The organism is Sphingomonas trueperi (assembly GCF_040545965.1).
In the GTDB taxonomy this organism is placed as follows: Bacteria; Pseudomonadota; Alphaproteobacteria; order Sphingomonadales; family Sphingomonadaceae; genus Sphingomonas; species Sphingomonas trueperi_C.
Genome location: NZ_JBEPMV010000004.1, coordinates 181097 through 206590 on the forward strand (window position 1 = coordinate 181097; position 25494 = coordinate 206590).

The 25494-nt window shown below is 65.4% G+C and carries 14 protein-coding genes and 1 tRNA gene; 12 read left to right on the forward strand and 3 right to left on the reverse strand.

The features are described 5' to 3' along the window. Nucleotides 1-5: 5 nt before the first annotated feature. Both ABIC35_RS12495 and ABIC35_RS12500 read right to left on the reverse strand, forming a co-directional pair. A complete protein-coding gene (locus tag ABIC35_RS12495; RefSeq protein ID WP_121072259.1) occupies nucleotides 6-800 on the reverse strand; it encodes an SDR family oxidoreductase in 795 nt (264 codons plus the stop codon). A 95-nt stretch (nucleotides 801-895) separates the two neighbouring features. Continuing rightward, a complete protein-coding gene (locus ABIC35_RS12500) occupies nucleotides 896-1600 on the reverse strand; it encodes an NAD-dependent deacylase (RefSeq protein ID WP_121072261.1) in 705 nt (234 codons plus the stop codon). Nucleotides 1601-1676: 76 nt separating this feature from the next. On the opposite strand from ABIC35_RS12500, the gene ABIC35_RS12505 reads away from it, so the two are divergent. The 12 genes from ABIC35_RS12505 to ABIC35_RS12560 all read left to right on the forward strand — a co-directional run bounded on the left by ABIC35_RS12505 (nucleotide 1677) and on the right by ABIC35_RS12560 (nucleotide 21770). After that, nucleotides 1677-2048, forward strand: a complete 372-nt coding sequence (locus ABIC35_RS12505; RefSeq protein ID WP_121072263.1) for a hypothetical protein — start codon at nucleotides 1677-1679, stop codon at nucleotides 2046-2048. A gap of 41 nt (nucleotides 2049-2089) precedes the next feature. Beyond that, a complete protein-coding gene (gene dapB, locus ABIC35_RS12510; RefSeq protein WP_121072265.1) occupies nucleotides 2090-2818 on the forward strand; it encodes a 4-hydroxy-tetrahydrodipicolinate reductase in 729 nt (242 codons plus the stop codon). After that, nucleotides 2815-3480, forward strand: coding sequence for an endonuclease III (gene nth / locus ABIC35_RS12515; protein WP_121072267.1), 666 nt, complete (start codon nucleotides 2815-2817; stop codon nucleotides 3478-3480). Before dapB ends, nth begins: the two co-directional genes overlap by 4 nt. A 70-nt stretch (nucleotides 3481-3550) precedes the next feature. Then, nucleotides 3551-3627 (forward strand) — tRNA-Arg (locus ABIC35_RS12520). Nucleotides 3628-4284: 657 nt separating this feature from the next. Further along, a complete protein-coding gene (locus ABIC35_RS12525) occupies nucleotides 4285-5616 on the forward strand; it encodes a hypothetical protein (protein WP_147425805.1) in 1332 nt (443 codons plus the stop codon). Continuing rightward, the gene (locus tag ABIC35_RS12530) at nucleotides 5613-6782 is read left to right on the forward strand and encodes a hypothetical protein (RefSeq protein ID WP_183049258.1); all 1170 of its coding nucleotides are present in this window, start codon (nucleotides 5613-5615) and stop codon (nucleotides 6780-6782) included. Before ABIC35_RS12525 ends, ABIC35_RS12530 begins: the two co-directional genes overlap by 4 nt. A gap of 68 nt (nucleotides 6783-6850) precedes the next feature. Beyond that, nucleotides 6851-8452: a hypothetical protein gene (locus ABIC35_RS12535; RefSeq protein ID WP_121072271.1), complete on the forward strand. Its 1602-nt coding sequence runs from the start codon at nucleotides 6851-6853 to the stop codon at nucleotides 8450-8452. Between the two features lie 16 nt (nucleotides 8453-8468). Then, the gene (locus ABIC35_RS12540; RefSeq protein ID WP_354278463.1) at nucleotides 8469-13274 is read left to right on the forward strand and encodes a DUF6603 domain-containing protein; all 4806 of its coding nucleotides are present in this window, start codon (nucleotides 8469-8471) and stop codon (nucleotides 13272-13274) included. 16 nt (nucleotides 13275-13290) lie between these two features. Beyond that, nucleotides 13291-14742: a hypothetical protein gene (locus tag ABIC35_RS12545; protein ID WP_121072275.1), complete on the forward strand. Its 1452-nt coding sequence runs from the start codon at nucleotides 13291-13293 to the stop codon at nucleotides 14740-14742. 1 nt (nucleotide 14743) lies between these two features. Then, nucleotides 14744-15676 (forward strand): hypothetical protein, encoded by a 933-nt coding sequence (locus ABIC35_RS12550; protein ID WP_121072277.1) that lies wholly within the window; start codon nucleotides 14744-14746, stop codon nucleotides 15674-15676. Continuing rightward, complete coding sequence (locus ABIC35_RS12555) at nucleotides 15673-19929, forward strand: hypothetical protein (RefSeq protein WP_121072279.1); 4257 nt, start codon at nucleotides 15673-15675, stop codon at nucleotides 19927-19929. Before ABIC35_RS12550 ends, ABIC35_RS12555 begins: the two co-directional genes overlap by 4 nt. 11 nt (nucleotides 19930-19940) lie before the next feature. Next, nucleotides 19941-21770, forward strand: coding sequence for an FISUMP domain-containing protein (locus tag ABIC35_RS12560; RefSeq protein WP_121072281.1), 1830 nt, complete (start codon nucleotides 19941-19943; stop codon nucleotides 21768-21770). A gap of 503 nt (nucleotides 21771-22273) precedes the next feature. Here the strand turns inward: ABIC35_RS12560 and ABIC35_RS12565 are convergent. Beyond that, the gene (locus tag ABIC35_RS12565) at nucleotides 22274-25282 is read right to left on the reverse strand and encodes a TonB-dependent receptor plug domain-containing protein (RefSeq protein ID WP_354278464.1); all 3009 of its coding nucleotides are present in this window, start codon (nucleotides 25280-25282) and stop codon (nucleotides 22274-22276) included. Between the last annotated feature and the right edge of the window lie 212 nt (nucleotides 25283-25494).

The following is a 25494-nucleotide window of genomic DNA, read 5'->3' on the forward strand; positions in this document are numbered from 1 at the left end:
CAACCCTAGCGCCGCCCGAGCCTGCTGCGCTGCGCCTGCTCGCGCAGTGCCGCCGGCATCCAGCGCGCCGCGAACCACAGCTTCCGCGCGGTCTTGCCGACGCGGGTGTGGAGAACCTGCCCATGCACCGCCGCCCATGCCGCCTCGGCGACGTCGCCGACCGGTGTGATCTCCAGCCCTGCCCGCCGCACATTCTCGCGGATATGCTGGTTGGAGCCGCCCGCCGGCTGGTCGAGCAGCGGGGTATCGATGAACGACGGCATCAGCGTGCGCACCTTCACCCCCGCCGACGCCCATTCGCCGTCCAGCGCCTCGGCCAGCCCGCGCACCGCGAACTTGGTCGCCGAATAGATCGCCGCGCCCGAGGCACCGTAAATCCCTGCCGCCGAGCTGGTGATCAGCATCGCCGACCCCGGTGTCGCGGCGAGCAGCTCGAAGCCGGCATGCGCGCCGTGGACCACGCCGAGCAGGTTGATCGCGACGCAGCGCTCCAGCTCGGCCGGGGGCGTCGTGGCGAAGGGGCCGCTGGTGCCGATCCCGGCATTATTGAACAGCACGTCCATCCGCCCGCCGCTCGCTGCCGCGAAGTCGGCGAGCGCCGCAACCCATTGATCCCGGTCGCGCACGTCGAGCGGGTGCGTCGTGGCACTGCCCACCGGGAGCATCGCCAGCGTCTCCGCCAGCCCCGCCGCATTTACGTCGGCCAATCCGACGCGCCAGCCGCGCTGCGCAAATAGAACGGCCACCGCCCGCCCGATGCCCGACGCACCGCCGGTAATGAAGATCGCCTGCTGGGGCATAGCCCGCCTCTCCCATATCGCTGGCGCCTGTCGCGACGCCTTGGCCGCATCCTTCCGCAGGATGCTGCGCAATGCTAGCGCGATGTTGCGCAGGCTCAGGCTGTGGCGAGCAGTTCGTCGACCCAAGCCGGGACCAGCGTGCCCGCCGGGCCCATCCGGCTCTCCTCGAACCAGTGGCTGCCGCCGGAGGGCTCCAGGTTCATCTCCAGCGTCGCCGCGCCATAGTGCCGCGCGGTCTGGACGAACCCCGCCGCCGGATAGACCGCGCCCGAGGTGCCGATCGAGACGAACAGGTCCGCGTCCGCCAGCGCCGCCTCGATCCGCTCCATCTCGTAGGGCATCTCGCCGAAGAAGACGATGTCGGGGCGCAGCGCGAGCATGCCGCAATTGGGGCATTCACTCTCGGGCGGCAGGGCCTCCTCCCAGCGCTCGCGCACGCCGCAGGCCGCACACAGCGCCGAGCGCAGCTCGCCATGCATGTGGAGCAGCCGCGTCGCCCCGGCGCGCTCGTGCAGGTCGTCGACATTCTGCGTCACGATCAGCAATTCGCCCGGCCATGCCGCATCGAGCCGCGCGAGCGCATGGTGCGCGGCGTTGGGCTCGACCGTCTCCAGCGCCGCGCGCCGCAGATCGTAGAAGCGGTGGACCAGTTCGGGATCGCGCGCGAGCGCCTCGGGCGTGCAGACATCCTCGACGCGGTGCCCCTCCCACAGCCCGCCGGGGCCGCGAAAGGTGGCGATGCCGCTTTCGGCGGAAACGCCGGCGCCGGTGAGAATCACGAGATTGCGAAGGCTGGCCATGCCGCGACCCTAGGCCCGCCATGCCAGCGCCGCAAAGTCTGGTTTCTCTGATGCCTCAAGGATCGGAGACAAATCCATGGCCCTGCTCGCCTTCGCCGTCCTCGCGATCCTGCTGCCGCAACAGGCGCGCGGCCCCGTCGGCGATGACGACGGCACCGGCATCGTCTCCCGCCCGATCACCCGGCAGCGCTGCCCGGTGCCGACCGATCCCGACGAGATCGTCGTCTGCAAGCGCGACGAGCCCGATCGCTACCGCATCGGCCCGCAGCTGGCGGCGCCGCCGCAGCGACGCGCGCTCGATCCCAGCATCCGGCTGCCCGGCGGCGGCGAGGTGCGCGCCGAGGCGCAGCAGCACAGCGCCGGCATCGCCTCGGCCCCCGCGGCCTTTGTGAGCGTGCGGATTCCGCTGGGGGGCAAGAAGAAAAAGCCGGACGATCCGCAAAAATAGCCTCTGTCGCTTGAGCGCAGGATCGTGCAACAGCCCGCAGCATGACCAGCATCGGCATCTATGGCAGCATGGGGCGGATGGGCCAGGCGATCGCCGCCGCCCTTCCCGATTTCGGCGCCCGCCTCGCAGGCGGCGCGGACGTGGGCGACGATCCCGCCGAGCTTGCCCGCAAGGCCGATGTGCTGGTCGATTTCTCGGCCCCCGCCGCGCTGGAGGCGAACCTCGCCGCCGCCCGCGCCGCGCGCACCCCGATCGTGATCGGCACCACCGGCCTCGCCGAGCGTCACCACCGGATGATCGACGCCGCTGCGGCTGAGATCGCCGTGCTGCAGACCGGCAATACCTCGCTCGGCATCGGCCTGCTCTCCCGATTGGTCCAGGAGGCGGCCGCACGGCTCGGAGCGGACTGGGACATCGAGATCGTCGAGATGCACCATCGCAACAAGGCCGATGCGCCCTCGGGTACCGCGCTGATGCTGGGCGCCGCCGCCGCCGAAGCGATGGGCACCACGCTGGCCGAAGCAGGGGTGAGCGACCGCGCCGGCCTCACCGGCCCGCGCGCCGCCGGCACGATCGGCATGGCCAGCCTGCGCGGCGGATCGGTGATCGGCGACCACACCGCCGTCTTCGCCAGCGACGGCGAACGGATCGAGCTCACCCACCGCGCCGATGATCGCGCCATCTTCGCCAAGGGCGCGATCCGCGCGGCGCTGTGGCTTCCCGGCCGCGACGCAGGCCGCTACACCATGGCCGAGGTGCTCGGCGTGTGAAGAAGGCGCAGGTCGTCGAGTTCTTCGCGCGGCTGGCGGCGGACAATCCGCATCCCGAGACCGAGCTCGAGTCGGTCAACACCTACACCCTGCTCGTCGCCGTGGCGCTCTCCGCCCAGGCGACCGATGCCGGCGTCAACAAGGCGACGCGCGCGCTGTTCGCCGAGGTCGATACGCCCGAAAAGATGGTCGCGCTCGGCGAGGCGCGGCTGAAAGAGCACATCAAGACGATCGGCCTGTTCAACACCAAGGCCAAGAACGTCATCGCCCTTTCCGAGGCGCTGATCCGCGAGCATGGCGGCGAGGTGCCGCCCGATCGCGACGCGCTGGAGCAGTTGCCGGGCGTCGGCCGCAAGACCGCCAATGTGGTGATGAACGTGGCGTTCGGGCAGGAGACCTTCGCGGTCGACACCCACCTGTTCCGCGTCTGCAACCGCACCGGCCTGGCGCCGGGCAAGACGCCGCTGGCGGTGGAGCTGAAGCTGGAGAAGGTCGTCCCCCAGCCCTTCCGCCTGCACGCCCACCACTGGCTGATCCTGCACGGCCGCTACATCTGCAAGGCGCGCACCCCCGAGTGCTGGCGCTGCCCGGTGGCCGAGCTCTGCGCCTTCAAGCCGAAGACCCCCGCCCCCAAGGCGAAGAAGGCCGCCGAGCCGGCCTGAGCTTTTGCGCAGCGGCCTGCCGAAACGGGCTGGCGTTCGGCCAAAGGCTTTGCTAGTCGCCGCTTTCCAGGCACCCGTAGCTCAGCTGGATAGAGCGCTGCCCTCCGAAGGCAGAGGCCACAGGTTCGAATCCTGTCGGGTGCGCCAGTTTTCATGGCTTGGCCGGCCCGGCGCAAAATCTGTCAACGACGCGTCGGATGCGCATTGCAGCACGCCTGCCGCTACGGACGCACATGGTGGTCCGACGTCCAAGCGACGCCGATTAGGATGAACGCCGAAGCGCAGCCTGCCGGTCGTGTGCGCCTCGGTGCGGCTCCAAAGTACGTGTGCACAGCCCCGCGGTCGGCGCGGATCGCCGCCGCGCGCTGGCGACGGGAAGACAGTGTCGGCGTAGTCGCCGTGCGCCACAACTACGGTTGCACCGGCCGCGGGCGATTGCGCCAAAACAGGCGTCACGCCCCTCAGCTGAGGATCGTACGTTTTATGCCTTCTACTTGTAGGGTGGCATGGAAGAAGAGTCCGCGTTTCCCGATCCCGGCTTGATCGCCGCCTCGCAGGTAACACCAGACGCGCCTCGACAATTTCGCTGCCTGGGCGCCGGAATCGCGACGATCCACAGTTTAATTTCCAAATCGATACATCCGCTAAGGCTGAACTCGGCGCCTCGTAGAATATTAGATTTTCGCAATAAAGCCCGTTGACAGAAGCAATCCAAATGAAGGACGATAAGGCACGAGATCAGCGAGTCTCGTATCGGGGCCACATAACAAATTGTAAATACTCCTTTTTGGAGAATGCGTTGTTATGGGGCAAAACGATTCTTCGTTCGCGCCGGACATCGTTTGTCTGGGCGCCGAATATGCTGAAAAGGCAAAGCTTCTCGGCCATGAACTCGTCGATTCATGGAGACCGGACGGCGTACTCAGCCAAATTCTCGTACCCGATCTCGAGTCGTTCAGACCTTTTCCGGGCTCCACCCAAGAGCAGCGTCGTCGGCGCGCTGCCAGCTTCTTCAATCCGCCGGTGGCAATCAGGGCCCGACTGGGGCAAGGCCTCCACGACCGCGGTGAAGCATCGGTGTTCGCAGAATATGCACTCGACGATGCGGACCGGGAGGCGCTTGGCCACCATTTGCCGCTCCACGTTCAGGCGCTGAGTATCGCCGAGAAGCGCGTCGGCCCCGGCGAGACCTGGGACGTGAGCGTGCGTGGCGATGTCTGGGGCCTCGATGACATGGAGGAGCTCTATGTCGTCCTGAACCTTGGCACGCTCGAACTCGCCCCCAGGGCACGGCTGGTCGTCCGCGGCAACGTTTTCGTTATGATCTGCCAGGAACTGATCGTGCACGAGCCGCGCGCGGAATGGCAAATCGGCATCCTGCCGACGCCGCACTCGGTCGATTTCGGCGATGGCCCGATGGAGGGCGCATCCGGCGCTCCTGGCCCAGCCGGCAAGGCAGGCGGCCATGGCCGGCCAGCCCAGACACGCGCGCTTTTCATTGGCCAAACGCTCGACGGTCCGATCGAACCAGGCCAGCTCGACGGCGAAGACGGGCAGCCGGGTGGCGGCGGCGGACGCGGACTGCACGGCCGAAACGGTGGTATGTGCAAGCTGGCCGACATCGCCATTCGCGAGCTTGTCGGCGCGGCGACGGTATTCGCGCAGGCGGGCGCAGGCGGTGACGGCGGGGCGGGCGGCGATGGTGGCCCGGGCGGCGACGGCGGCGACGCGGTTCCGGCACCGCGGCTGGTCGGCGCGAAGCTCGATGACGGCCGGCCCGGGACGGGGGGCACGGGCGGCGCGGGTGGCTGTGGCGGCGCGGCGGGCAGCGGCGGCATCGCGTCCAGCATCTACATCACCGTGCCTGAAGCGGCGGCGGCGCGCCTGACGTGCCGCTCGCTCGCTTCGGTGCCGGGAGCAGCCGGCTCCGGCGGGCGCGGCGGCATCGGCGGACGCGGCGGCCGGCCGCTACATCCGGATGAGCGCGCGCCCGCCGGCGAGGACGGCCGCCCCGGCGCCCCTGGGCGCGGGCGCGCAGCGCCCTGGATCTACGTGAACGAAGTGGCGGTGGCTGGCGACGGCCGGCCTGGTGGCCAGTCCGGAACGAAGCGCAATCAGGAGGAGGAAACCCAATGACATCATTCGCAGAACGGGCGGCGGCATTCGGCCTGTCACCGGAAGCCGGTTATGCCGGCATCATCACAATCGATACGCTCGAGAAGTTGACGTCGTTTTTAACCGCGTCCGGCATTAACCCCTCCCTGGAGTCGCTTCGTCAAGGGCTTGCGCCGGTCGGCGACGCGTTCATCGATCGGGCAAGCGACGCGGTGGCACGGCACATCCACGGCGATACGCTTTCAACGGAGGATCGCGCGCTCGCCGATCAGGTATTCCCGCTCGACGTCTACCTCGTTTCCAACCCTAACATGACGATTAGTTCCGAATGGAACCTGTCGGCCCAGTCGGGTGGCGGTCCGGTCGTGGTATCGCTTGGCACCCTGACGGTGAAGGACGGCGGCTATATCGTCATCAACGGTCAGGCGCTCGACTTCACCGCCGATGCGCTGGTCCGCGACGGCACGGCAACGCTGCCGAGCGGCGTCGGATTGTTCAACATCCTTGGCAAGAACGGGACAACTGGTACCAAGGGAACCACGCCCGCTTCCCCCGGGCAAGCCAAGAGCGGGAGCCCGGGCGATTGCAGTTCGGCAGGAATCGCGGGATCTTCGGGCGGCGACGGAACGCCGGGCGACCCGGGTTCTCCGGGCAATACAGGCAACCCGGGCGGTGCGGCCAGCCCTTCGATGCTTGCCAGCATCCGATTGGGCGCGGTGACGACCTCGATCGACCTGCCCATCGTCACCCAGTCGGGCTGCGGCGGGACGGGCGGTGTCGGCGGCGACGGGGCTAATGGCGGACGGGGCGGCAATGGTGGCAACGGTGCCACCTGCGGCTGCACGGGCAGTTCCGGCGGCTCCGGCGCACAGGGCGGCCGAGGCGGAGATGGTGGTCAGGGTGGCCCGGGCAGCAATGCCGTGGATGCAGCGGGCAACGTCACCGCGTTCCTCCCCAGCGCCGTCGCATCACGCTTTCCGCCGGTGAAGCTGACGGCGACGCCTGGCGCCGGCGGTCAGGGCGGCTCGGGCGGCGACGGTGGCGACGGCGGCGGCGCGGGCAGCGGCGGCAAGCACAATGATGGCGGCAGCGCCGGCGGCAGCGGCGGGCAAGGCAACCAGGGCCCGATCGGGGTCGCCAGCACGGTGACAGGCAAGCCGGGCGAGATCTTCATCCAGCCGACCTGATCCTTTCGGCCCGTCCGCGCCGCGATCGCGCGGACGGGCTATCTCGCCGCTTTCAGTCGGGGACACCGATGAAGAAGTTGAGAATCGTGAGCTGGAACCTGCGAACGTTCGGCGATCCCATTCCGCCGGACGTCGCGCTCCGCTATATGGCGGAGATAATCTTGGTGAACCTTCAGGCCGATATCATCTGCCTGCAGGAGATCCAGGCGGGGACCAATGTCACCACCACGATCGGCTGCCCGGTATCTCCCGCGATCGTCGGCGCGCTGGACAATCTGTTGGTCAAGCTTCGCGCGGCCGATCCGAACGCGCTCTGGCAATATGAGCTTTCCGGGGTCAACAACTCGGCCAAGGCCAAGACGATGCGCGACGCCTATGCCTTCTTCTGGAAGGAACGGCCCAGCCGCTCGGCTAACCCCCATGCGGATGCGCCCGCGCTGATCGGCGCGCTCGGCTCTCCGGTCATTCTGCGGCAGCCGGAGCAGGATCTGTTTCCCGGCCGCAGGCCCGGCATGATGACCTTCGAAGTCACGGGCGAGGATTCGGCTCTGCCGGTCGTCTTCAATCTGATCTCGTGGCACGCGGCGACGCCGTGCAACGTGATCGGCAAGGCGGCGAACGGCGCGAGCTCCGGTCGGGCCCTGATGCAACTGGCGACCCTCACCGAGATCGGCGGCGTCTTGCGCAAGGATCGCAGCGGTGGCTGGGGCGATTATGTTTGGGTCGAGGTCAACGAACTACCGGCGCTCGACACCATCTTTGTCGGCGATTGCAATTTCACGATGGCGGCGAGCAAGGCCGATGTCGTCTACCATAACCTCACCACTAACTATCAACCATGCGTCAGCACGTTCGGAAACATCGTCAACACGACCTACAGTGCCGATCCCTCCAAGCCGTTCGCCGAGTCAAGTTCGTACGATAACATTTTCGTACTACGCTCGCGGCTGGGCAAATTTACACAGTCCCTCAGTTTCAACGGGACATCTGGCGCATTCGACTTCATCGCAGACCAGGCGCGAAAGCTCGGGTCGCAGATCGAGCTGGCCTATTTCGCTAACGATGCAGCGTGGTACGTCTGCTACCTCGACTTCTACAAAAGGCAGCACGCCTATTACGGCGTCAGCGATCATCTCCCGGTCTATGCGGACTTCGACATCGGCGTTGGGTCGGCGCAGAACCAGCAAATCTTGCCGACTTCAGGCGCCGACAACAATTGCTTGTTCCACGCGCTGTTCGGCACACTATTCGGCGGCGTGTACGTCGATGCGACCGCGGCAACGCGCCGAACCAATCTCGCCAACTGGATCGCCAATGCGATCGCGACCAACTTTGGCGCGGTGCGGCAGCATGTTCTTTCGGTGATGATCAACGAGTTTCAGGGCGTGCCGGCATGGTTGGCGGCAGCCCAGAATCTGCTCACCAACGCCTGGTTGTCGCCCGCCGTCTACGGCTTCTGGGATGCGATGGTGCTCAACTACCTCCAGGGCATCGTCAATGGCCGGATGCTGTGGGTGGATGAAGCGGCGATGCTTGCGCTGCAACAGGGTATCACCATCAGGCTGCATTTCCTCAACGACGGTATTTTTCAGGAACTCGATCTGAACCCCAACCATGCAGTCACCGAACTCTACCATTTCGGCCTGCATTTCTTCCGATATCAGCCGTGACTGCGGGGACAATCCAATGAGCCTGCAACAGCTCGAAAAGACGCTCAAAGACGCGATACAGTCCGACGGGTCGCTGGCGCTTACCGGCGCCCTGCTTGGCGCCTCCGCGCTTGGGGATCTGATCGGTCGGCTCTATCCCGAAACCGGCACGCTGAAGGTGGCGGGCGCCGCGGTTGCGCTTTCGAACGACGGCACGCAACTGACGGTCGGCGGCACGACTGGTATCGTAGCGATCAAAGACGCGGTAACGACGGTGCTTCTTACCGAGCCCGGCGGCACGCTTCAGATGCAGGCGACGATCGCGCTGCCCCCCGGGACCGCGCTTGGGGCGCTCTTCCCGACGCTCCTCGACCGAACGTTGATCTCGATCGCGGTGCGCACAGGCGCGCTGGTCCTATCGTCCTTGCCTTATGCCGATGCCGGGACCGGGCGCACGCTTGCCCCTGGGCTCAGCCTCACCGGCGGGATCGATCCGCTGGCGGTGCTTCCCTATTTGACGGCGGTGCTGCCGTCAGGGACGCAGATGGCGCTCGCGGGGCCGATCGCCGATTTCACGCTACCGCTGTTCAGCCTCACCACCGTTTCCGTTAATTCCGAGCTCGTCGGCGTGCCGCTGCCGGCAGTGTCATTCGCATTCGAATCCGTCAACATTCAGGACCAGCCGGGTGCCCCGATCGCGCTGGGCCGGGCCGTCCTCATCGCCGGGATGACGATCGGCGGCGTGACCGGGACCGTCCGCGCGAGCCTGCCCTCGGGCGGGTCGTTGCTGACCCTGCATATCGACTTTGTCGGGCTGACGCTGACCAGTTTCGAGGAACTTGCCACCTTCATCGGCGGTGTCGATCCGTTCGATGCGCTGCCGTCCCCGATCAAGACCGAAATCGACAAGGTAACGGACAGCTTCGCGCTCACATCGCTGCAACTGCAGATCGACACCGACAAGATCAGTTTTCCTGCGGTCGCCGTCGGCGTCACCGTGGATCTCAAGGGCTTCGAGATCTTCAGCCTGATACCGGATCTGGCGGTGACGGAGCTTGATCTCCAGCTCACCGTCAACAATGCGGCGCAGCCCGTTTCCGTGACCTACGGCGCGGCCGCTACGATCGAGATTGACGGCAGCTATCACGTCATCCTCTCCTTCCAGACCATGTCGACCGGAGGCTATCAGCTGTCAGTCGCGCAGGCCACGGATTCGGTCCTGCACCTGTCCGATGCGCTCAAGACGTTCGTACCCGACTTGACGGACTTCCCGGCGTTCGACGTGGAGACATTCGGGCTCACGATCCTGCCCGACACTAACCAGTATAATTTCGACGCGGTGATCAAGTCGGACTGGGAAGTCATCCACACTCCTTCGATCACGCTGACCGAAATCGACGTGGCCGCGCTCTACGATCCCAAACTGACCCCAAAAACGTCCGGCGGCATCGTCGGTATTTTCGGCATGAAGGTCGATTCCAATCCGGACAACGACATCATCATCACGCTGTCGGCGGTGAAGCCGCAGGGGGCGGACGGCTGGATACTTTCGGGTCAGACCGGCCCCGATCAGATCATCCCGGTCGGCAATCTGTTCGGCGCGATCTTCAACACCTTCGGCAGCAAACATGACGTACCGGGGTTCCTTGCCGCGCTGGGCGTCGAGAATCTCGATCTGCAATTCAACACCGCCGACAAGTCCTTTCATTTCGGCGCGCAGATCATCATGCCGTTCTCCGAAGACATCGTCGTCACTCTGACGGTGCTGCTCGACGTCGAGCCTCTGCCAGGCGCGAGCGGATATGAGACGACGCTGCGCGGGACGCTGCAGGTTTCGCGATATCAGTTCGACATCGTATTCGACGCGAAGAACCAGCAGAGCGACACGCTGATCGCCACCTATCAGCCGGCCGCCGGCGGTCGGGACGCGGTTACGCTCAAGGAACTGATCGCAGGCATTTCGCCCAGCCTGGCGGACGATATCCCGATCGACATCGAAATCGACCTGAAAGATGTGAAGTTCGTCTTCTATAGAGACACCCAAAACCGGATGGCCTTCGGGCTGGACGTCGGGATTCCAATCGACCTTTCCAACATTCCGATCGTCGGCAACAAGCTGCCTGCCGATTTCGCCTTGGCGGTAACCGACCTGCAAGGCGTCTACGCGACGGCTGCTTTCGACAAGACAGTGGCTGGGGAGGTGAACGCGCTGCTGCCCCTGGGCGTGGTGCCGTTTCCGGCGGACGGTCTGGGGGCGGGCGTCAACGTCACCGCGGACGTGCGGGTGGGCAGCTGGACGCAGCATTTCCAACTCGCCGGCACGCCGCCGCCGAGCGGAGGCACGCCCGCACCAGCGCCATCGCCCACGCCCAGCTCGAGCGGCGGCGCATTGGTCCCGCCCACGCCCACGCCCACGCCCACGCCCACGCCCACGCCCACGCCCACGCCCACGCCCACGCCCACGCCCACGCCCACGCCCACGCCCACGCCCGGAGACGCGTCCTACAAGTGGATCAACGTCAACAAGCAAATCGGCATCTTCCAGTTCGACCGGATCGGTGCCGGCTATATCGACAACCGGTTGACGCTCGCGCTCGACGCAGGCGTCTCGCTCGGGCCGCTTACCTTCTCGATGATCGGGCTGTCGGTCGGCAGCCCTCTGGACAAGTTCGCGCCCGTTTTTTCGCTGAACGGACTTGGCCTCACTCTCTCCAGGCCGCCCATCCAGATCGCCGGCGGCTTCTTGAAGGTCCAGGAGACGAGCGGAACCTCTTATTACGGCCAGGTGACCGTGAAGGTCGCAAATATCGGCTTCTCGGCGCTTGGCGGCTGGAGCCCTGATGCGGATCCGGCATCGTTCTTCCTTTACGCCAATGTCGAGATTCCGCTGGGTGGTCCGCCCTACTTGCAGCTGAAGGCGATCGCCGGCGGCATCGGCATCAACCGCAGCCTGATCCTGCCGACGATCGACGATCTCGCCGGCTACGTCTTGCTGCCCAAGAACGCGCCTCCGGCTGCGGCCACGCCCGTGGCAACGGTCCAGAGCGTCTTGCCCAAGCTGCAGAAGTATTTCGTCGACCAGCCCGGCGAATATTGGATCGCGGTGGGGATCGAGTTCAGCTCGTTCGAGATGATCGAGGCGTTCGCTCTGGTCACGGTCTCGTTCGGAGTCGATTTCCAGATTGGCATTTTGGGCAGCCTCGCCGCGACTCTCCCGACCGATGGCGCGACACCGATCGCCTATATCGAAGCCGATCTCGTCGCCAGCTTCGCGCCAGCGAGCGGGCTGCTGTCGTTCGAAGGCGTGCTGTCCCCGCAATCCTATGTGCTTGGCGGCTTCGTCAAAGTGCAGGGCGGGTTTGCGCTCTGCTTGTGGTTCAGCGGCGCGAATGCCGGAGATTTCGTCGTTTCGGTCGGGGGCTATTTCCCCTCTTTCAAGCGGCCCGATCATTATCCGAATGTGCCGCGGATCAAGATCGGCTATGCGCTCGGGCCGCTCAGCGTCAGTGGCAGCGCATATTTCGCGCTGACGCCGGCGATGCTGATGGCCGGCTTCCAGATGAACGCCGTGTTCGATGGCGGTCCGATCCGCGCCTGGTTCGACGCTGGCATCGATCTGCTGATCGCCTGGGCGCCCTTCCATTACGAGGCAGACAGCTATGTCAGCCTGGGCGTTTCGGTCGATCTTGGCCTGTTCACGATCAAGCTGCAGGCAGGCGCCGACCTGTTCATCTGGGGGCCGGAGTTCGGCGGCAAGGCCGATGTCGATCTCGACGTCGTCTCCTTCACGATCAACTTCGGTGCAGCGCCTGCAGCGCCGCAACCGGTCGGCTGGTCGAGCTTCCAGCAAAGCTTTCTCCCACCGGATACGACGCCGACTCCGTCGCCCACGCCCGGCCCGGCCCCAATCGCGCTCGCGGCCGCGCCGAGCCGGGCGCTCCGGCTCGCGACCGATCCGAACCCCACACCGACCACCAACATCGCGAAGGTGACGGTGTCGTCCGGCCTCGTCAGCACGGCGGTACCCGGGTACGACGCAATCATCGCCGCCAACGGCTTTTCGATCGAGATCTCGACGACGATCCCGGCCAATGCCGCGCGATGGCAGCAGCCGGAGAATGCCGAGTTCCAGCTGCAGAACGATGTCGCCGCCTGGCGCGTGTCCGATCCGACGCCCGGTCAGCCTTTCCTGTCCCTGCCGACGGGCCTCAAGACCTACAGCGACACCCAAGTCTGGTATCCGACGCTCGATGTTGGGCCGATGAACAAGAAGAACGTCACCTCCGAACTGTCGATCTCGTTGCTCAAACACGATGGCGACGGCTTCGCCGATCCGATCACCGACGTTCAAGTCGCCCCGGTGCTGCTGGCATCCAACACCGCGATGTGGAAGGTCCAGGACGTCTCTTCCGACCCGAACCTGCCGGCGTTGTTGCCGCAGAGCTTGGTCGGGCTGACGTTGACGCCGGTGCCGCGCAAGCCAGACAGGGTCAGCGCGGTGCCGATGATCGAGCTGCTTTTCGCGCAAGGCAACGATACCGGCTTTTACGATGCCGAGCAGGCGATCGTGCCGGGCTGGACGATCGCGCTCGATCCGCCCGACCGGAGCGCCCCTGATCTGAAGATCAAGATCGGCGGCAACGAAACGCACACGCTCGAAAACGACGGCTACCATCTCCAATCGCTCGTCGACCCATGGGTTATAGCGCAGCGCGCCGCCGTCGCCACCGATCTCGTCGCCGCCGGCTTCGGCACGTTGCCGGCCGATGCCATCGATCTCACCACCATGGCCAAAGTGAAGGCCCTTACCGGCTGGCCGATGATCCGCCAGCTCGGGGCCTGACAGGAGCGTTTTCACGATGAGCGACACGAGCTCGACCGACCAGCTTCTGAACGAAGTGGTGACCTTCATCCAGAACGACATACCCGGCTTCGAGGCAGGCACCTATCGGCTGAAAATCGCCCAGACGCTGACCGACTCGAACGGCGCCACGATCAATGAAGAGCCGATCGACCTGCACTATGACTTCGCCGTCGCGGGCGATCGCTTCGCCTTCGCGAAGCCGGATTCGGCGGTTTTCGCGGTCTTTCCGCCGGACAATTCCAGCGGCCAATATGACACCGTCTTCCCCCATGCGGTGTTCCCGCTCACCAACCTGCCCTGGCTGCGCAGCCCCACCAAGACGCATCCCGAGCCCGACGCGGTGGGCGACATCCCCACGTGGCTCTGGGTCATGCTGCTCGACGATGTCGATGCGGCCAACAATGGCAGCTTCGTGCTCGATCCGGTAACCGGGGTGATCGGCGATCTGTTCCCCATCTCGGTCTACCCGCAGAGCACATTGGGCGGCAACGTCTCCTATTTTTCGAATGGCGGCGACGCCTCCGATCTCGAGCCGGGCCAGGCGATGGACAGCGCGATCCAGTTCGTGGATGTGCCGTTGGCGCTGTTCCGCCAGATCGCGCCCACCATCGATGACCTGCGGCTGATGGCGCATGTTCGCGAAGTCAGCTTCCTCACCAAGCCGACGATCACGTCGGTGACCGATGTCGGCCAGCCCGCCGGCGCTTTCTCGATCGTATTCGGGAACCGACTGCCACAGGACGGCTCCAATACCCGCTGCTATTTGGTGTCGCTGGAGGGACTGCAGGATTATCTCCCGGCGGACTGCAAGGCCGAGGTGCAGACAGGTGACGAGGGGCGGGCGATCCGCTTGGCGGTGCTCCGTGCGTGGCGCTTCCGCAGCACCGGCAGCCCGGCCAGCTTTGTCGATTCTCTGCTTGCGCTCAACGAGGGTGCTATCGGCCCGAATGGGCACAAGCGTACCGTGCTGCAGCTTCCCTATGCCGGCGACAATGCGGCCCTGAAGGCGGGTTTCGAGATGGGCTATGTGCCGGTCGATACCGTGATGCGCACCGGGGAGCAGACCATTTCCTGGTATCGCGGCCCTCTCGCGCCGTATCCTAATCCCGCCGCGCCGCCGGTGCTCCCCCTGCCCGCCCCCGATGCCGGGCTGATCTTCGATCCGACGACGGGCATGTTCGACATGTCCTATGCCGCAGCCTGGACGATCGGGCGCCTCGTCGCCCTTCAGGACCAGAGTTTTTCGGTGCCGCTCTACAGCTGGAAACAGGGGCTGCATCAGCAGCTGATGACGCACGTGTCCGGCCAGATACTCGCCGAGCGGCTCGCGTCCCTGTCACCGCCGGTGCTGCCGGAACATGTCTCGCTGCGGCTGGAGCAACCTGGCGTCACCAGCTTCGAGCGCGCATATCCCCTGCTGATGCACGCGCTCGCCGGGAGGGAGTGAGATGGCCGATCATCTGCAAGCACGATTGTCCTTCGTCGCGACCGCCCGGGCGGCGCTTGCCAGCCCTCCGCGCGCAGCAGCCGCCGCCGAGGAGCTGCCGCTGCCCAAGAAACTGCAGGACTGGCTATCGCGCCTGCAACTGCTGAAGGGCGTGCCGTTCGCCTATCTGGTCCCGGACGAGCGCATGCTGCCGCCGGAATCGATCCGCTTCTTCACGCTGGATTTCGGTTGGACGGAAACGCTGGCAGACGGCGCGCTCAGCATCGGCCGCACCCTTGGCCGTCAGGCCCAGGTCTCCCGCCAAGCGATCGAGGCAGCTGCGACCGCGCACGCGACGCCGCTCGGGCTCGCCGGTACGCCCAATCTGCGCGCCCGCGCGCTGGGCGTACCCGCGGTCGATCCGCCGGAAAGCGTGATCACCGGCTTTCTGCTCCGTTCGAAACTCGTTTCCAACACGCCGGGCATGGGCGTCAACGTCTATCCCAAAGGTAACACGCCCGCCGACCACGACCGTGATCCTTCCGTCAAGATCGTCCTGCTCGACATTCTGCGGTACGAGACGCTCGGCGACCAGTCGGACGTGCTGATCTGTCTTGTGAAAGGCGACGCCTTTCGCGTCGACATTCATCAGCCGCCAGAACAACTTCACTATGGCCTCGACGCCTTCAGCCAGAGCAGCAGCAGCGTGAACGCCTGCAAGAACATCCACACCTTCACCGTGCAGGACGGCGAGGTGACGCTCAGTCCCGAGTTCGTCACCAAGAACGTCTCAGACGATTTTCGCGGCAACCACCTGCGCGTCGCCAACATGACCGCGCTCGCCGGCTGCATCGCCAAGGTCAACGGTCGTGCCCAGATCGACGCCGCTGAAATGGGCTTCGAGATGACGCAGGGTGTCGGTTCGGTCAGCTTCATCAAGGATTACGGCTCATGACGCAAGCGATCCTGCCGCTCAACGTGCGCGCGCTGCGCGTCAACCTCAACGACGCCCAGCTGCTCACCAGCAACTACAAGGGCCGCGTCGCGCAGTTCGAATCCATGCCGTATACCAGCAGCTCGACCGTACCGAGCACCGGCGCTGCGATCTTCCAGCCTCTGGAAAGCGACGCGACGCCGATCGCGCCGCTAAAGGCGGGCATGCACCTGCACTGGGAATTGCCCGACGTCTATCGCCGCGGCGTACAGGGACCGGAAGGCGGCGATCCGGTTTTCCCGGCCGCGCCGGACACCTGGCTGGTGATCCGCTACCTCCAACGCTGGGACACGAACGCGCAAAGCTATGGCCCGGTCGAGGCGAAGGCCTTCATCGTGGAGAGCGACTTCGTCCAGCCGCAGTTGGCCCCCGACCCCTGGGGCGTCACTCGGCCGGCGATCACGGTTCCGCTGCCGCTTGCGCCGAAGGCGGGCGAGCAGCCGTTCCGCTACATGGGCCGGGTCCGCGACTATGCCGACTGGAACGGGCCGGACGGCGCCGGATCTTATCTGACCGCGTACCCGCCCTGCTATCTGAACTCGATCGGTTTCGTCGGCCCGTCCTTTTCATCCTATTATCCGGAATGCAATTCCGTCTTCGGTTTCTGGGACAGCTTCGCCGACGCGCCGGACATCGCGGCTGCCATCAACAACAACAGCGCGATCCGCTTTCGTGTTTCCTACCAGGTGATCGGATGGCTGCGCGATCCGACCAAAGACGTGTTCGCGGGCTTCGGTGCGCAAGTCATCAAAGCGTATGATGCGTATGTCGCCTCGGCGAATGCGCAGAATGCGACCGTCGCGATCACGCCGGCCGACGAACTCGCCCGGCTGGCGCAGCAAAACTGGCGGCTCGCGTTCAACACCGCCGACATCGCCTGGACGATCAACCCCGACAAGACGATCGCGACGCTCGACGCGCCGGAACAGGGCCTCTGTTCGGGAATCGCGCAGGAGCTGGTGTGGGACATGCTGGCCACACCCGGCACCACCTACTTTCTCAACAATCCCGACGGACCCCAGCCCAATGCGGTGTGGAGCGACGATCAGATCACCCTCGCGGCCGGCAACACCGCGATCGAGGGACTGTCGGCGCTGATCAAGTCGCAATTGGCACCACCTGATGCGACCGCGCAGCAGCTAAGCGACGTCGAGCAACTACTCGACGCGCTACAGCTCGGCTTGCTCCACGATCTGGAGGAGGCAGGCAACAGCCTGATCGTGCTCGACGAAACGCTGCACAGCCGCGGCTTCGCCAAAGAGTTCGGCGGCTATGTCTGGGCGATCCAATCACGCGCCACGCTCGGTACACCGGGCCAGGACGAAGTCACGCTGCCGCTCGCGCTTGCCGAGTTGCTCGCCCAACTCAACACCGCGCAAAAAGCCTACGATCAGGGCCGCGCAGAGCTGGATACGATCCGGCGGCAATTGTTCATGGACTGGCTGCGCTATGTCGCCGCTTACGTGAACCCGAACGGCAATCTGCTCAAGGTCACGATCGACGACCTCGCCGCCTTCATCGACAGTAACGGCCCCGATTGCGAACTGGGCTATGTGCAGGCACGAGGCGAAGCGGTGGGCATGCTCGACTATGTCGTCGACGCGACCACCGGCGCGGTCACCAGCATGAACCCGCCGCCGAGCGGGTCGAGTGGCCCCGCACTCGCCGCGCAGGTATGGACCGCATGGCAGGCGGTGCGCGCGGCGCTGCCGGATCAAAGTGACTGGGTATTGCAGGCCACCCCGGAGCGCCCGTTCTGGGCGCCGACCGATCCCGTACTGGTGATGGAAGGCGACCGGATCGAGCCCGTTCGCCGCAATGGCGACGCCACCAACACCCCGGCGCGGATCGCGGCGGAGATCCTTGATCAGCTGGACATCCAGGCGGGTACCGCCGGTTTCACGCTGGCGGCGGCGGCCGTGCCTGGCCAACCGGTGATCACCGCGGCGACACCGATGCGGCGGCAGGTTGAGGCATTGGTCGCGGAAGGCGCGCTGCTGATTCCGATGCTCGCCGCTAATGTCGCCACGGCAGCCGCGGCCTTGCCCGGCGACGGCAACCCGGCCATATCCGATCCGGCCGGCTTCGTCGCCGCGCTCAACGCGGCGCAAGGCGGCCTGAGCCCACTGGATCCGCCATCGCCCACGGGTCAGCCCGAAAGCCTCTATACGCGGTTGCAGGCGCCAGGAGCGCCACCGATCGAAAATGCCGTGCAACAGGTTACCGCGCCAATCGCGCTCGGCTTCACCTTCACCAACGCCGCCGGCACCGGCTGGACGCCCTATGGCACGGCGCTCAGCGCGCAAACGTCCTTGCCGGAGTTCACGCCGACGCGCGTGGATCCGTTCCTACCGGTGTTCCTGATCTGGGAAGCGACCCTCGATCCGCTCAGTCGCGCTTCCGGCTGGACCTACGCGCCCGGCACGATCACCACCAATTTCGCTCTGAATGGGGACCGCGTCGATTACACCTACGCGCCGGGCGCGAACTTCACGACGGGCACGCCGCTCACCTATAGCGGCTCGGTCACGCTATCGCGGCAGACGACGCGCAGCCTGACCGCGCAGATCGACCAATATGAGAGATTTTACCCTAAGGACCCGAGTAACGACACGCTGAACAAGGCACGGGCGCTCTATTCGCAGGCGCGGATCATGTCGCAGGGTATTGGCGGCTACAATCAGGAGATGCTGCTGCGGACGCAGATCGCGCGGGTGCCGGTCGAGGATCTCATCAAGGGCGGCCGCGACACCGTCACCAGCGACCTTGACGACGCGGCCCGCGCGGTGCGCTACGACAATTGGTACAGTTACGCGTTCAACGCGGTCGCGCCCATATCGTTCGGGCCGCTCGCCGAGGCCAATTTCGGGCCGTTGCGGGGAGGCTTCGCAACGATCCGCTCGCTCGAGGTGGTCGACGTGTTCGGCCAGCGCATGACGCTGAAGACCACGGCGATGCGGGCGGACGGCTCGCAGGACGCGATCCCCGCCTTCCCGCTGGCGCCCGTGGCCGGCGACACCGCCCATGCGCAGAGCCTGTATTTGCCCCCGCGGCTGATCCCGCCCGCGCGCGTCTGGTTCAAGTTCCTCTCCGCAACGCACGACAGTTCGCTCAGCGCCGACTTTGTCGAGACGAACAGTCACCCGGCAACCTCGCCGATTTGCGGTATCGTTCTGCCCAATCACCTCGACGAAACGCTCGTCTTCTATCAGCCGGGCGGCGAGGAGATCGGTTCCTTCGGCGTCGAACATGGCGCGCTCGTCTATCGCACCCGTGCCGACAACTCGGACAATCCGGGGGATTCGCTCGCGATCGACATCGGCGCCTGGCAGACTCCACCCAAGGTCAACCCACACCTCTATGATTTGATGTGGCATATCGACCGGCAGGACGCCGACTTCCTGAGCGATCTGCTAGCCACGATCGCGGCCTCGTCCGGCTTCATCAATCCGGCGAATTACGCCCAGAACGTCAACCTCGCCGTGTTGATCGGCCAGCCGCTGGTAATCACGCGGGCGGTGATCGGTATCGAGACCGCGGGCGGGGTGCTACCGGTGAGCCAAGCGGACACGAGCGTCCATCCCGACTTCACCAACGATGTGGAGGCGAACCGCTTCCGCTATCCCGACCGGGAAGCGACTGGCGCGGCCGGGCTGCAATCGCTCGCGATTCCGCTGCAACTGGGCAACCTCGCCAATATCGACGATGGCATGATCGGTTTCTTCATCGACGGGCAGGGAAGCGTCGGACCCTATGGTACGTTCTATGCGCCCGAGGCGCCGGCGAGCGGTGACCACGGCGTCGTGCAGCCGTCCCCCGACACGCTATCGGTGACGCTCAACGCCACGCCAATCGCGATCACCTTCCTGATGGACCCGCGCGCGCCGGTGCACGTCACGTCGGGCATTCTTCCCGTCGAGCAGATCGCGGTGCCCCCGGATCAATACGGCGCTGCGCTGAACCGGTTGGAGGTGAGCTTCATTACTCGACCGGTGCTGCGACGCTCGGGCGGGCTGGTGCTGCCGCTGCCGCTTGAATCCGGCTATGGCTGGAGCTGGATTCAGCAGGGCCAGGCCGAGCCGCTACCGCTCAGCGCCAATGCCGGTACCGAAGTGGCAGCCTTCGGCTACACCCCGCAGCAGCTGCTGGAAGGCTGGACGCGGCTGCAAAAGGAGCCGGATCGTGCCGCCGACGTCGAGCCGTCCGACGCCTGAGGAGAGGATCGATGTATCTGACTGACCCCGCCGCCGCGTCGCTTGCCGCCAGCGCGACCGTGCAAATCGCAATGACCGCGGTTGACGCCGCGACCGGCCAACCGGCCGTGCAGACGGGCGTCAACACCACGGTGTCGGTTTCACTGGATAACGGCGGTGCTGCGCTGCCTTTAACGCCCGGCGCATCAAAACTCACCATCTACCTGCCCGATTATATCGACGCCGGCCAATATCAGCAGATGTCGATCGTTCTGGCGGATTGGCAGTTTGCCGCCGCGAGCGGGATGCTGACGCTCACCTATCAGGGCGGCGATGGCGGCCAATGGCTCGGCAAGCTCGCCTTCGACATCGTCGGCGTGTTCAGCAGCGCCTCGCCGGCGGACGGCACCTTCCAGGTCAACATCGCCAATATAGCCAATGCGCCACGCCAGATTACCACGCCGCTGCCGCTGATCGCCCAATCACAGCAGGGCAATCCCAAGCTCTCCGATTGGCTGCAGATATCGCTGGACAATCAGGGCGCCATCTATGTCTCGGGCGCGCAAGACCCGCTCGCCAACACGCTTTACCTGAACATCAAGAATGTCGGGCCGGGGCCGCTCTACACCGGAGAAGCGCCGCCCACCACGGCGCAAGTCTCGGTCAGCTTTGTCTACGGCAGCACCTCCGGCGCGATCGCGCCGGCGGACGCGGCCGATCGCGCCAATCCACCGATAGGATCGGCCTGGAACATCCTGGGCGGCGTTTACATCGACCAGACGGAAGGCTGGCGAATCGTGGGGGCCACCGCGAACGATCCGCAGCCGATCTGGCGGATCTCGCCAGCGAGCGGCAACACCAATTTGTTCGGCACGGGCGCCGAGGCCAATGTGACGTTCAGCCTCAGCCAGATCGTCTCGATGACGGCGATTGGGCACACTCAGATGGTCCTCAACTTCAGCGGTTTCCGCCGATCCGACGGCAAGGCGTTCGATCCCTGGGTGGTGGTGCTCGACATCATCAAACAGGCGCCGCCGCCGACGCGCGGACTGCTCAACTTCTTCGGACCCGGTTCTCCGGTGGTGCAGGTGCCGGGACCCAACATACCGGTGCCGATCGCCCTCCGCTGGACGATGGCGGACGTGAACAGCGTCCAGCTTTTTTCGAGCTACCCAACCGCGACATCCGACGGCAAGCCGCTGGTTGCGCCCAATTCGCGACAATATGCAGTATTTCCGGCAACGCCGATGCCGCTCGACAGCGATCAGGCGACGATCACGATACCCACCGTCACGCAAAGCGAGCAGGTGCTTTTCACGCTGCAGGCGCGGAACGGGCAGGGCGCGTATTTGAACGCAATGCAGTACAGCGTCTATCTGCAGATGATGGTCTTCGTCGATCCGCGCGATAACCAGACCTACCCGATCGTGCTGCTCAACAATCTGTTGTGGATGGCAAAAAATCTGGACTACGCCGAGCCCGGCTCGCGCGTATACAACGACATGGACAGCAATGGCGCGATCTACGGCCGGCTATACAATCCCACATCGGCTTCGGTGCTGTCGCCCCCGGCTGGCTGGCGCGTCCCGTCACGCGATGATTGGCAGCGACTGTTCGACAGCTTCCCCTCACCGGACAAAGCCTATGACCAGCTGACCGACGGACCGTTGGGCGCGCAGCTCGGCGGCAAATATGAATTCGGCAGCTATGTCAGTCTGGCGGCGGTCGGCTATTACCATATCGCCGGCAACCCGGCCTCGGCCGAGTTCATCGCGAAGGGCACCTCGGGCATCGCGGATACCAACGGACTGCCAATCGAGGCCGATGGCGCGCTGGCGCTCCGCTATGTCCGCGACCTTTGAAAGAAGCTTCGCCATGTTCCGCACCGTTGCCGGATGAACGGACCGCCCGGGGGTGCTCTACGCCCCGTGCTTCGCGGCGCTGGGGTGTCGCGAGCACGCTTCCCCGGCGCGGTCGCAGATCGCCGGCAATGTCATCGACCTGGCGGCAAGCGCCACCCGCGTTGCGATGCTGAGCGCCGAAGGGCGTATCAATGTGGATTGTGCAAACGCTGGGGTCGCCCGGCTGGCGCGGCTCTGGTCGGGCAGCGCCACGACGCGCACGATGTTCTTACGAGCCTGTTGTTCCGTGAGGCGCTCGCGGAACTCGCCGCCGTCCTCGTGCAGACAAGTCGGACAAGCTGCTGGCTATCGGAGAGCGGACGAATGTTGTTCGCCGCTAGCCAATGATTCCGACAGGCGAGTATCTGCTGCGTTTGGGACTGGAACGGTCGTCCGTCGCAGGGTGAAGCCCTGCTGCGTACGTTCCCCCGGAACCGAAGTTCCGGAGGAACGCAACCCGTGCGTCAGAGGCGCAGCGAGACGCCCGCGACCAGCTGGCGGCCCAGCAGGTCGTAGCCCATGATCGTGTTGCCGCGCAGCAGGCCGATGCGGCTGCGGCTGTCCGGCACGATCGGCGGATCGCGATCGAAGATGTTGTTCGCCGCGAGGCGGAACGTCATGCGCTTGTTGATGTCGAAGGTGAGCGCGAGGTCGAACCAGTCATAGGCCTTGATGCCCTGGAACGCATCGCGCTTGTCGGCTTCCGGCAGCGCCGGGATGCCGGTGCTGGCCGGCGCGTAGACCGTCCGCGGCATGCCACTGCGGTGACGCCAGTTGAGCGACAGGCTGGCGACGCGGCTCGGCGCCGTCCAGGTGGTGCGGAACTGGTGCGCCCAGGTCGGCATGCTCTCGCCGCAACCGCTGTCGAAATAGCCGGTGCAGTCACGCGGTTCGATGTCGGGCGCGCCCTGGCTGCCGACCAGCGTCATCAGCGTGCCGTTGAAGCTCACGTCGAGCGAACCGATGCTGCCCAGGCCGGTATTGTACTGGCCCTGGAAATCCCAGCCATGCGACTTGGACTTGTAGCCGTTGGTCGAACCGCGCGAGACCCAGCCGGTCGCAGGGCTGGTAGCCGGCGAGCTCGACAGCGTGCCGTCCGCGTTGCGCTTGATGCCCCGGCAGTAATAGTCATTGCCGGTGGTCAGGCAGCCGTTGAGCCAGTCGAGCGGGTTGAAGAACTCGAGCTGGTCCTGGAGGTCGATCAGCCAACGATCAACCGACACGGTGAGCCCCCGCACGAAGCGCGGGCGGAGCACCACGCCGAACGTCTTGCTGTATGCCGTTTCCGGCCGCAGCGAGAAGCCGCCCTCACGCACGGTGCAGGCGTCGTTCGGACAGATCAGCGTCGTGCTGTTGTAGAGGTTGGTCGGCAGGCCGGTACGGGCGCACTGCTGCGGCGTCCAGGACGGCGCGACGCGCGGGCCGTTCGGGTTCGACGCATTGATCTGCGGGGCGCACGGATCCGCATAGAAGCCCGTGTTCCAGAACACGTTGGAAGCACTGGCTGCCGCGCCGACGCCCGGCGCCGCCTGCGACTTGTTGATCGACGCGCGGAAGGTGATGTCTTCGACGGGCGACCAGATGCCCTCGATCTTCCACGTGCCGAACTTGTCGTCCAGCCGGTTGTACTTGGACAGACGATAGCCGCCGTTCAGCTGCAGCAGGTTGGTCCAGGACTGGTGCTCGACCAGCGGCGCCTGGATTTCGATATTGCCTTCCAGGATGTTCTGGGTGGCACGAACGTTGTCGCCGCTGCCGTTGTTCTGACGGAAGATCTCGTTGTAGTCGGTGCGATCCATCTCGTCGCGATATTCGGCACCGATCGCGATCGCGATGCCCTGTTCGGCGAGCGGCGACGTGACGCCGTACTTGCCGAGATCGCCGCTCACGGTGCCGACGAACTGCAGCAGGCGCGGAATGCGCTTGGCGATGCCGCCGGTCGCGCCGCCGTACAGATAGTTGTTCAGCGCCGAATCGTTGTTGAACGGTGCGAAGGCGTTGAACGGCACGCAGGCCGGATCGCTGCCGTCGATCACCGAACGGCAGGTCGGGCGACCGTTGACGTTCACGACGTTGAGCGAGCGATTGATCTTGACCGGGCTGGCGAAGGGCTCGTCGATCGTATCGAGCTGGGCGCGCGACAGCATGCCGGCAACGTCATAGGACCAAACATTGTCCAGCACCCGGCCGCGCAGACCCGCGGTGATGCGATAGCCTGCATTGATATACTGGTCCTGCACCAGGGGCTGGGAATCGAAGCGATAGCGCACGTCGAGCGATGCGAACTGCCCGGCCAGGCCAGCGTTCGCGCCGCACAGCGTCTGGCCCTGCGAGGCCGACAGGAACGGGTTGTCGCAATTCACCTGGTAGGGCGTGCTGCCGAAGGCGCTGTAGGAAAGCGTGCGGTTGAGCTGGGTGTTGTACGACTTGTCGCGATACCACAGCACGTTGCTGTACAGCTCGATGTGATCGTCGAGCTGCGCGGTGAGGAAACCGCCCGCGTTGACGCGGTGGAACGGCCGCTGGAACGCGAAGTCGTCATACGGATTGGCCGAGCTGCCCGGGCCCCCGCTGTTGATCGGGATGAAGGTGCCATTGCCATTGGGGTTGTTGACGTACTGCGTACCGTTGACCCCGCCCGGGATGATCGTGCCGGCCGGCGTGTAGCTGGCGCGCGAGCAGGCGAGCGGCGAGGTGCGGCTGCTGGTGATCACTTCGCAGACGGCGTTCGAGCGGTCGCGCAGGCGAACCAGGCTCGACTGGCGATAGTCGGCGAAGGCCGAGATGTTGACCTTGCCGTCGAACAGATTGGTGCCCGCGGCGATGCTCACATCGGCGCGGCCGCCATCATTGGTCATGCCGGTCGGCGCATTGAAGCCAGCGCGCTCCGCTGCATCGGTCACTGCGCTGCTGCGGTTGTTGTGGTTGAAGAAGCTGTAGTTGCCGTCGATGCGGATGCCGGTGAAGTTCTTCTTCAGAACGAAGTTCACCACGCCCGCGACCGCGTCCGACCCGTAGACCGACGAGGCGCCGCCGGTGAGCACGTCGATGCGATCGACCAGCGCGTTCGGGATGATGCCGACGTCGACCGAGTTAGGCAGGCCGATGCGCAGGCCGTCGATCAGCATCAGCGTGCGCTCATAGCCCAGGCTGCGCAGCTTGATGCGCTGGCGACCTTCGGAGTCGCTGAAATTCTGTTCGGAATTGACCTGCACCTGCGGCAGGCGGTTGGTCACTTCCTCGATCGTGGTCGCGCCCTGCGCGGCGATTTCGGCGGCAGTGGTGGTGACGATCGGCGCGGCCGAGCGGTTGTTGAGCCGGACGATGCGCGTGCCGGTGACCACGATGGGGCCGCCGGCGGCATCCTGGTCCGGCGTGTCCGCCAGCTTGGCCGAAGCGACCGGATCGCCGATCGAGACCGGCGGATTGTCATTGGTCTGCGCGGCGGCAGGCACCGCCATCAACGCGGCCACGCAACAACTGCTGGCCCAAACTCCCCGTAGCATCATGAACAAGTCCCCTCTTGCTGGCCAAGGCCTCGGAAACATCCGGCCGATCGGGACCGCCATGCTCCGGGGAGCGCGGCTGCGCGGTGTTCGCGTCTAGGGCCCCAAGCGGCCTTACCGGGCTTGGTTCCAAGAAGGTGTCATGCTGGTTTCATCTGGGCAACAAGCAGGTTACCTAA